The 395-nt window shown below is 68.6% G+C and carries 1 protein-coding gene; it reads right to left on the bottom strand.

Annotated elements, in window-relative coordinates; genetic code table 11:
* Positions 1–31: 31 nt before the first annotated feature.
* Positions 32–202, bottom strand: coding sequence for a hypothetical protein (locus G6018_RS06215; RefSeq protein WP_241732007.1), 171 nt, complete (start codon positions 200–202; stop codon positions 32–34).
* Positions 203–395: the final 193 nt, after the last annotated feature.

Genomic DNA, 395 nt, shown 5'->3' with positions numbered 1-395 from the left:
GCCCTGCCGTCGACCTCCAAACCATCGTTGTTCACCTCGGGGGGCAGGCGTTTGATGATGACCACGAGCAGTGGTCAGTCTGCTTGGTCACACCGCCACCTCCGGCGGCAGGGGGGGTCGTGTCGACGGCGGCCCCTTGGCCGAGCATGCGGTTGGTGGTCATGAAGTCCCTTGGGCGGTTGACGCAGCCAGCGGCGACCAGCTCGCCCTGCCTGAGGTAGTAGCGGGTGCGGTTTCGGTCACTAGTGGGCCAGGTCTTCGAGAAGGAGGTCGCTTGTAGGGCAGCATCGGCTCGTCACCGGCCCACGATGTCACCGGACCAACCCTCCCGGCGGAGGCGGGTGGCCGACTGCGCGCCGGCATGGCTGGCGCCGACCACCACCGCGCGCCCCGAA

Origin of the sequence: Dietzia sp. DQ11-44 (genome assembly GCF_014145205.1) — a bacterium.
GTDB classification, from domain to species: domain Bacteria; phylum Actinomycetota; class Actinomycetes; order Mycobacteriales; family Mycobacteriaceae; genus Dietzia; species Dietzia natronolimnaea.
This window is presented reverse-complemented; position numbering and strand designations above follow the sequence as displayed.